General features: G+C 51.9%; 5 protein-coding genes. All 5 read left to right on the top strand.

The genetic code is table 11. From position 1 onward, the window contains the following. The first annotated feature begins 242 nt into the window (after nucleotides 1-242). Nucleotides 243-4,550, top strand: coding sequence for a 2-hydroxyacyl-CoA dehydratase (locus Q3886_RS06505; RefSeq protein ID WP_301860426.1), 4,308 nt, complete (start codon nucleotides 243-245; stop codon nucleotides 4,548-4,550). 238 nt (nucleotides 4,551-4,788) lie between these two features. Continuing rightward, the gene (locus Q3886_RS06500; protein ID WP_301860424.1) at nucleotides 4,789-5,694 is read left to right on the top strand and encodes a phosphate ABC transporter substrate-binding protein; all 906 of its coding nucleotides are present in this window, start codon (nucleotides 4,789-4,791) and stop codon (nucleotides 5,692-5,694) included. A gap of 18 nt (nucleotides 5,695-5,712) precedes the next feature. After that, on the top strand, nucleotides 5,713-6,585 hold the full coding sequence (gene pstC, locus Q3886_RS06495; protein ID WP_301860422.1) for a phosphate ABC transporter permease subunit PstC: 873 nt from the start codon (nucleotides 5,713-5,715) through the stop codon (nucleotides 6,583-6,585). Beyond that, a complete protein-coding gene (locus tag Q3886_RS06490) occupies nucleotides 6,582-7,394 on the top strand; it encodes a PstA family ABC transporter permease (protein ID WP_301860421.1) in 813 nt (270 codons plus the stop codon). The genes pstC and Q3886_RS06490 overlap by 4 nt, the downstream gene beginning before the upstream one ends. A gap of 2 nt (nucleotides 7,395-7,396) precedes the next feature. Then, a complete protein-coding gene (locus Q3886_RS06485) occupies nucleotides 7,397-8,143 on the top strand; it encodes a phosphate ABC transporter ATP-binding protein (RefSeq protein WP_301860419.1) in 747 nt (248 codons plus the stop codon). Nucleotides 8,144-8,217 lie beyond the last annotated feature (74 nt).

Raw genomic sequence — 8,217 nt, 5'->3', positions numbered from 1 at the left:
ATTATGTTATATTTTATTGTATCATAGATGGCGCAGCAAAAGAAGTACAGAAACTCTTTGACAGTCATATAGTGAAGCAATTAATTTTTATTCCGTATTAACAAAATTTCTTGTCAAACCCTTACAGTTTTGCTTCCATATGGTACAATATAGTGTAGAATATTTTCAGGTGCCGACTATGTCGCCCCTGATGCCTTACTATATACAGAAAGATCGGCTTTACAGCCGATAAGGTGATACGTATGAAAGAAGATATATTACATATTGGCATTGATATTGGCTCGACGACAGTAAAAATTGCCGTCCTGAATGACGCCAGACAATGCCTTCACGCATGCTATGTCCGTCATTATACGGATATACGCCAAAAAGTATGGGATTTGCTCCAAAATGCCTATGAAGTATTTGGCAACCGGCAGATTACCCTGGCCATTACCGGATCAGGCGGCATTGCCCTGGCTGAATATTTAGGAGTGACCTTCGTGCAGGAAGTCATTGCCGGCACCAAAGCAGTCCGCACGTACTATCCCCAGGCCGATGTCATTATCGAGCTCGGCGGTGAAGATGCCAAAATCACCTATCTGACCGGCGGCAACGAACACCGCATGAACGGCAACTGCGCCGGCGGCACCGGTGCCTTTATCGATCAGATGGCTACATTGCTCCATACCGATGCCAGCGGCCTGAACGAGCTAGCGGAACAATCTGATACGCTGTATCCCATTGCTGCCCGCTGCGGGGTCTTCGCTAAAACGGATATTCAGGCCCTCCTCAATGAAGGAGCCAGCAAGGAAAACGTGGCTGCTTCCGTATTCCAGTCCATCGTCTTTCAGACCATTACGGGACTGGCCTGCGGCCGTCCCATTAAAGGCACAGTCTGCTTTCTCGGCGGCCCGCTGACCTATTTGCCGCAGCTGCGCCGCCAGTTTGCCAAGACTCTCCATCTCGGCGAAGATCAGGTCATTGCCCCGGAAAACGCACAGGTCTACGTCGCTATTGGCGCAGCCCTCGGCAGTTTCGACAATAAGCCCTTGTCCTTTATGAATCTCATGGGTCAGCTGAAGAATGTCGATGAAACGTCACTGGCCAAATCAGACCGCATGGAACCGCTGTTCACTTCAGAAGAAGAACTGCGCCAGTTCCAGGCCCGCCATGCCCGGCATACAGTGCCCTACGGCGACCTGGTCTCGTACAGCGGCCCGGCCTATCTGGGAATGGATGCCGGATCGACGACGATTAAAGCAGTCCTGCTCAGTGACGACAATAAAATCTTATACGAACACTATCAAAACAATGAAGGCAGTCCGCTGAAAGCAGCACAGCAGATCATTGAAGACGTATACAGCCAGCTTCCCAAAGACGCATTCATTGCCAAAGCCGGCATTACGGGCTACGGCGAAGCACTGCTTAAAGAAGCACTCCACCTGGATCTGGGCGAAGTCGAAACGATCGCTCATTACCAGGCAGCTGCCCATTTTTGCCCGGATGTAGACTTTATCCTCGACATTGGCGGACAGGACATGAAATGCAGCCGCCTGAAAGACGGTCACATCGAAGACATTCTCCTCAACGAAGCCTGCTCTTCCGGCTGCGGCTCCTTCCTGGATACCTTTGCCAAGTCGCTGAATCTTTCCATTGAAGAATTTTCCAAAGCAGCCCTTCTGGCCAAAAGTCCTATCGACCTGGGTTCCCGCTGCACAGTCTTCATGAATTCCAAAGTAAAGCAGGCCCAGAAAGAAGGGGCAACCATGGCCGACATATCGGCAGGATTGTCCTATTCGGTCATCAAAAACGCAATGTATAAAGTAATAAAAGTAAAAGACCCGGAAAAACTGGGCAAACACATTGTCGTTCAGGGCGGTACCTTTTACAATGACGCCGTACTGCGGGCCTTCGAAAAGCTGCTGGGCCGTCAGGTTATCCGGCCGGCTATTGCCGGGCTCATGGGTGCCTTTGGCATGGGCCTGTTGTGCCGCAATGCCTACCACGCCGACCAGACGCCGTCAGCACTGCTCCGTCCGGCTGAACTGTCTCAGTTATCCGTAACCACATCCATTCGCCACTGCGGCAAATGCACCAATAACTGCCTCCTGACGGTCAATACCTTCAACGACGGCCGCTCTTTCATTACAGGCAACCGCTGCGAACGGGGTGCGGCCGGCTCGACGACAGGACGGAAAAAAGCGCTGCCCAATTTGTACAAGACGAAATACAATCTCCTGTTTAACCGCTATAAGCCGCTCGAACAGGGGCCGAGGGGCACTGTCGGCATTCCCCGGGTTCTCAACATGTACGAAGACTATCCTTTCTGGTTTACCTTCTTCACCCATCTCGGCTACACCGTCGTCCTATCAGACCCGTCCTCCAAAGAGCTGTTTGAAAAAGCCATGGACACGGTGCCGTCTGACTCGGCCTGCTATCCGGCCAAGCTCGTTCACGGGCACATTGAAAACCTGCTGGAAAAGGGTGTAGACCGCATTTTCTATCCCTGCATCCAGAACGGACCTGCAGAAGGCAGCAAGGACAACACCTTTAACTGCCCCATGGTCATGAGCTATCCTGAAGTTATTCGCCACAATATGATCGAACGGCTTTCCGATACGAATACGCTCTACCTGTGCCCGTTCCTGCCGCTGCACGACAAGAAGCGCATTGTTCCGCGCCTGCAGGAAGAACTGCGGGCCTGGAACGTCGACAAGCATGCCGTCAAAGAAGCAGCATTGGCAGCGTGGGACGAAGAAGAATCGTATAAGCAGACATACCGCGATCTGACGAGAAAAACACTGGAACACCTGGAAAAAACAGGCGAACGGGCTATCGTCCTCTGCGGCCGGCCTTACCACATTGATCCGGAAATCAACCACGGCATTCCCGAACTCATCAACAGCCTGGGACTGGCTGTTCTCAGTGAAGACGGCGTCGCTGCCATGGGCGATATGCCAGGAGACCTGCGCGTCGTCGACCAGTGGTCTTATCACTCCCGTCTCTATCGGGCAGCGCAGTATATCGTCGACCATCCTAATCTGGAATTGGTAGAACTTAATTCATTCGGCTGCGGCCTCGATGCCATCGTCGCCGATCAGGTACAGGAAATCCTGGCGCAGGGTCATAAAATCCACACTCTCCTGAAAATCGACGAAGGTTCCAATCTCGGTGCCATCCGCATCCGTCTCCGCTCGCTCCTGTTCGTCATGAATCATCGGCAGAAGCAGGCTATTCCAGATCATCCCTATTCGTATCACAAGGCGATTTTCACCAAAGAAGACAAGAAGACCAATGTCATTTTGGCACCGTCTATGACGCCGATCCATTTCCCCATGTTCAAAGCCGCCTTTGCCCACGAAGGCTATCATCTGGAAATTCTGCCCCATCAGGGACAGAAAGCCATCGACACTGGCCTGGCTTACGTGCACAACGACGCCTGCTATCCGGCTATCATGTCTTTAGGCCAGATTATTACGGCTCTGAAATCGGGTAACTATGATCTGAAGCACACGTCAGTCATTATTTCCCAGACTGGCGGCTGCTGCCGGGCAACCAACTATATCGGCATGATCCGCAAGGCTCTGGCCGATGCCAATATGCCTGACGTATCCATTCTGTCCCTGACGACGAAAGGTCTCAACAAGCAGCCTGGCTTCCAGCCCCATATCGGCTTCTGGCACCGTCTGGTCATGGCCATGATCTACGGCGATGCCCTCCAGCAGGTACTGTATCGCACGCGGCCTTATGAAAAGGTCAAAGGTACGGCGGAAAAACTGTTTAAAAAATGGCAGGATAAATTCGCCTACGATTTGCTGAAAGCCGATGTCGGCACCTTTAAGAAAAATATTCGCACCATGATTACCGAGTTTGACAACATCGACATGAGCGAGGAAAAGAAGCCCCGCATCGGTCTGGTCGGTGAAATTTACGTCAAATTCCATCCCATTGCCAACAACCACATCGTCCGCATGATCGAAGACGAAGGCGGTGAAATCATCGTATCAGGCCTGGCAGATTTCTTCATGTACGGCTTCCTCGATGCCCAGTTCCGCCGGAAATACCTGTCCGGATCACTCCTGTCATCTCTGGCCAGCAAGTCCCTGGTTAAGCTCCTGGAATGGTACCGCAAGCCTTACAGCGAAGCTGTTGCCAAGAGCCGCCACTTCGATCCGATCACGTCGATTTACGACATTGCCGATGAAGCGAAAGAATACTTATCCCTTGGACACGTTGCCGGCGAAGGCTGGTTCCTCACTGGCGATATGATCGACCTGATTAAACGAGGTGCGAAAAACATCGTCTGCCTGCAGCCCTGGGCCTGCCTGCCCAACCACGTTACGGGCAAAGGCATGATTAAGACCTTAAAAGCAGCCTTCCCGGATACGAACATTGTCGCCATCGACTACGATCCCAGCGCCAGCTCCGTCAATCAGACGAACCGCCTGAAACTCATGCTGACGACGACCTTCGAAGGCATCCGCGAAACCGTAAACACAGCAGCCAAACCGGCCATACCGTTTCTGAAAGGCGTGCGCATCAACAGTACGCTGAATGCGGAAAAATAATAGATTTATGTAAAAGATACCGTTACTTAAGCTGACCCCAAACGTTAGATGATAGATCTGCCAATTGGGGATCAGTTCACAGTAAACGGTATCTTTTTTTATTTTGGTATATATTGTAAATAATTGGTAAATTTTTAGTCAATAATTTGTCAATTTGCTGTTGTGTTGTCCATTGACGCCTTATTTCATGATTGATATAGTAAGCATATACTACTATCATACAAAGGAGGACATGTATATGTTCAGAAAACGAATTCTAACAGCTGCCGTCCTGGCCTGCACCTTGATGCTGACTGCAGCCTGCGGCACAACAGACAAGAATGACAGTACGGCAGCAAAGGATGTAAAAACGCAAATAACCTTCAACGGCTCTTCTACGCTGGCGCCGGTTATCTCCAAAGCCGGCACTGCCTTTACAGACCAATACGGCACGTGGAAGAAGGCAGACAGTACGCTTCCTGATGCAAAAATTGAAATCATCGTCTCCCCAGGCGGTTCCGGAGCCGGTGTAAAATCCGTAATGGATAAAAAGGCAGACTTCGGTCTCGTTGCCAGGGAAGTAAAAGACAGTGAAAAAGAAAAGATTCCGCAATACAAAGAATACAAAGTCGGCATTGACGCCCTGACCATTGCGGTCAATCCCAATAACCCCATTACGAAGATCAAAGACAATCTGACCAGCGAAGAAATCAAAAAAATATTCTCCGGTGAATACAAGACGTGGAAGCAAGTAGATCCGTCTCTGCCTGATGCGGAAATTGTCGTCGTCACCCGTGACATCGGCGGCGGTGCCCATGAAGTATTCCAGAAAAAGATTATGGGCGACGCCACAGTCGTCGAAACAGCTATTCAGGCTCCGTCTATGGGCGCGTTGGTAGCCAAAATCATGGAAAATGAAAACGCCATTGGCTATGCTTCCTACGGTGTATCGGCACAGAATGCCGGTAAAGTAACGCCGCTGAAAGTCGACGGTATCCTGGCAACGGAACAGACCATTCTCGATGGATCCTACAAAATTCAGCGTCCCCTTATCATCGTCGGCAGCGGCGAACTGACAGCGGTACAGAAGGTCTTCATGCAGTACCTCCAGTCTGATGCCGGCGTTGCTATTCTCAAAGATATGGGATTCATTCCGACGAAATAAGAGCGGAGATGATATTACATGCATCGTTCTGATACGGTAATGCAGGCTGCAGTCTATGCTGTATCGGCCTTGACTCTCGGTCTGTTCCTGCTCGTCCTGGCCTACATGTTCTGGGAAGGCCGACTTGTATTTCAGCATACAAGCCTTGCGGCTTTTCTCAGCTCTTCAAACTGGCAGCCCCTGACGGAACCAGGACGTTTCGGCATTGCCTCCATGCTGGCCGGCAGCCTGTACGTTTCGCTTCTGGCCCTTATCGTCGCCTTTCCCATTGGTGCAGGTTGTGCTGTATTTACCATATTCTGCCTGTCACCCCGCATCCGCTCGCTCGTTTTGCCGTGCATCGATATGATTGCCGGCATTCCGTCCGTCGTATTCGGGTTTATAGGCCTCATGGTTCTGGTCAGCTACATGGAATCTGCCTTTCACATGGCCTCCGGCGAATGCATATTCGCCGGAGCTCTTTTGCTTGCCTTCATGATTATCCCGTTTATCGTGACTAATTGCAGTGAATCCATTTTACGCCTGCAGCAGCAGTACAGCCAGGCCTCCCTGAACCTGGGCGTCAGCAAATGGTATATGCTCTGGCACCTTCTCCTGCCTCAGGCAGCACCGGCGTTTCTGCTCAGCATTATCCTGGCCTTCTCCCGGGCCATGGGCGAAACCATGGCCGTCATGATGGTCACAGGCAATGCCAAAGTCTGGCCCACCCTGTTTGGCAAGGGCGAGACCATTCCGGCCCTGATCGCCCTGGAAATGGGCAGTGCCGAATACGACAGTCCTCATTATTACGCCTTATACGCGGCAGCAGCGGCCCTGCTGGTACTACTGCTGCTCTGCAATCTGCTCGTATATGTCGGAGCGCGCAGAATGCGAAAGGAGGAAGCTAAATGAAACAACGTCTCCTGCAATGCTGGGTCTGCGGCAGCGGCCTCATCGTCCTGCTCACCTTGGCGGCAGTCTTCCTGTATATCGTTGACAAAGGTGCCCCAGTCTTATCGGCGGAATTTCTCCTGTCCTACCCTAAGGGCACGCCCCTGGGAACAGAAGGCGGCATTTTTCCGGCTATTATAGGTACCCTGTTTACGGGAGCCATTGCTGCCCTCTGCGCCGGTGCAGCATCGATTATGCTGGCCATATACCTGACGCTGTACCAGGAACGAAATGCCATCTACACGGCCATACACTTCCTTATTCAGACCCTGTCCGGCATTCCGTCCATCGTCCTTGGCCTCTTTGGCTACAGCTTCTTCATTATGACCCTGGGCCTTCCCCGCAGTGTCCTGTCTGCAGGCCTGACCTTATCGGTCATGATCGTCCCCTTTATTACCTTGCGGGCAGAAAAATTTCTGCGTGAGTTTCCTGCCGGTATCCTGGCAGCCTCGCTGGACCTGGGTGTTTCACCAGGCTATACGATGCGGCATATGATTCTGCCGGACTGCCGTCGGGAGCTGGCAACGACCATTGCCCTGGCAGCAGCCTATGCCATGGGAGCGACGGCGCCAATCATGTTTACCGGCACAGTCCTCTATTACGGCCACGTACCGGCTATTACCGATCCCTTCATGGCCCTGCCATACCACCTGTACGTACTGGCTAACGAAGGCTATGCTTTGCCCATGGCCTACGGTTCGGCCTTTGTCCTCGTCATCCTGCTCACGGCTATCAATCTGTTCTGTCATCTTCTGGGAAAGGATCGATAATCATGTCTGATGCTTGTCTGTCTATTACGCATGTGTCCGTCACCATTGACGATAGGCCTATTTTAACGGATTTGACCGCCTCCATTCGCTGCCACGCCATTACAGCCATTACAGGCATGTCCGGCTGCGGCAAGACGACCCTCTTGAAAACACTGAACTGCAGTCTGGAGGGAAAAAGAGTTCAATGCAGCGGCGATATTACCCTGGATGGACAGTCCATATACGCCATACCGGCACAGACCCTGCGCCGTCGCGTAGGCCTCATTGGCCAGAAGCCGCAGCCCTTCCCCTTCTCTATTGGCAAAAATATGACCTATGCCCTGGCTTATCACCGTCTGGGCACTCCGACTGAGCAAACACAGCGGGCCATAGACTGCCTGCGCCATGTCGGCTTATATGACGAAATCGGCGGCGACCTGAACCGCAGCGCATCCCGCCTGTCCGGGGGCCAGCAGCAGCGGCTATGCATCGCCCGTGCCCTGGCAATTTCCCCCGACGTACTCCTGCTGGATGAACCGTGCTCTTCCCTGGATATGAAAAATATGGTGAAGATCGAAGACATTCTCCTGTCCCTGAAACAACACTGTACCATCATCATCGTAACCCACAACTTATCTCAGGCCCGCCGCATTGCCGATGATACAATGTACATGGAAGACGGCCGTATCATCGAATCTGGTCCAACGGAACAGCTCTTTACAGCCCCGCACCGCCCGGAAACGAAGGCCTACCTGCAATATGTGCAGTAACGGCAGATGCCAAACAAGATAATTTTTCTTTTTCATAAAAAAACAGAGAACAAGGACATTTCCTCGTTCTCTGT

This window comes from uncultured Megasphaera sp. (assembly GCF_958350005.1).
In the GTDB taxonomy this organism is placed as follows: domain Bacteria; phylum Bacillota; class Negativicutes; order Veillonellales; family Megasphaeraceae; genus Megasphaera.
This window is presented reverse-complemented; position numbering and strand designations above follow the sequence as displayed.

Coding starts and splice junctions, on each gene's coding strand:
- Q3886_RS06505 (WP_301860426.1), top strand. CDS start 243: ATGAAAGAAGATATATTACATATTGGCATTGATATTGGCTCGACGACA.
- Q3886_RS06500 (WP_301860424.1), top strand. CDS start 4,789: ATGTTCAGAAAACGAATTCTAACAGCTGCCGTCCTGGCCTGCACCTTG.
- Q3886_RS06490 (WP_301860421.1), top strand. CDS start 6,582: ATGAAACAACGTCTCCTGCAATGCTGGGTCTGCGGCAGCGGCCTCATC.
- Q3886_RS06485 (WP_301860419.1), top strand. CDS start 7,397: ATGTCTGATGCTTGTCTGTCTATTACGCATGTGTCCGTCACCATTGAC.
- pstC (WP_301860422.1), top strand. CDS start 5,713: ATGCATCGTTCTGATACGGTAATGCAGGCTGCAGTCTATGCTGTATCG.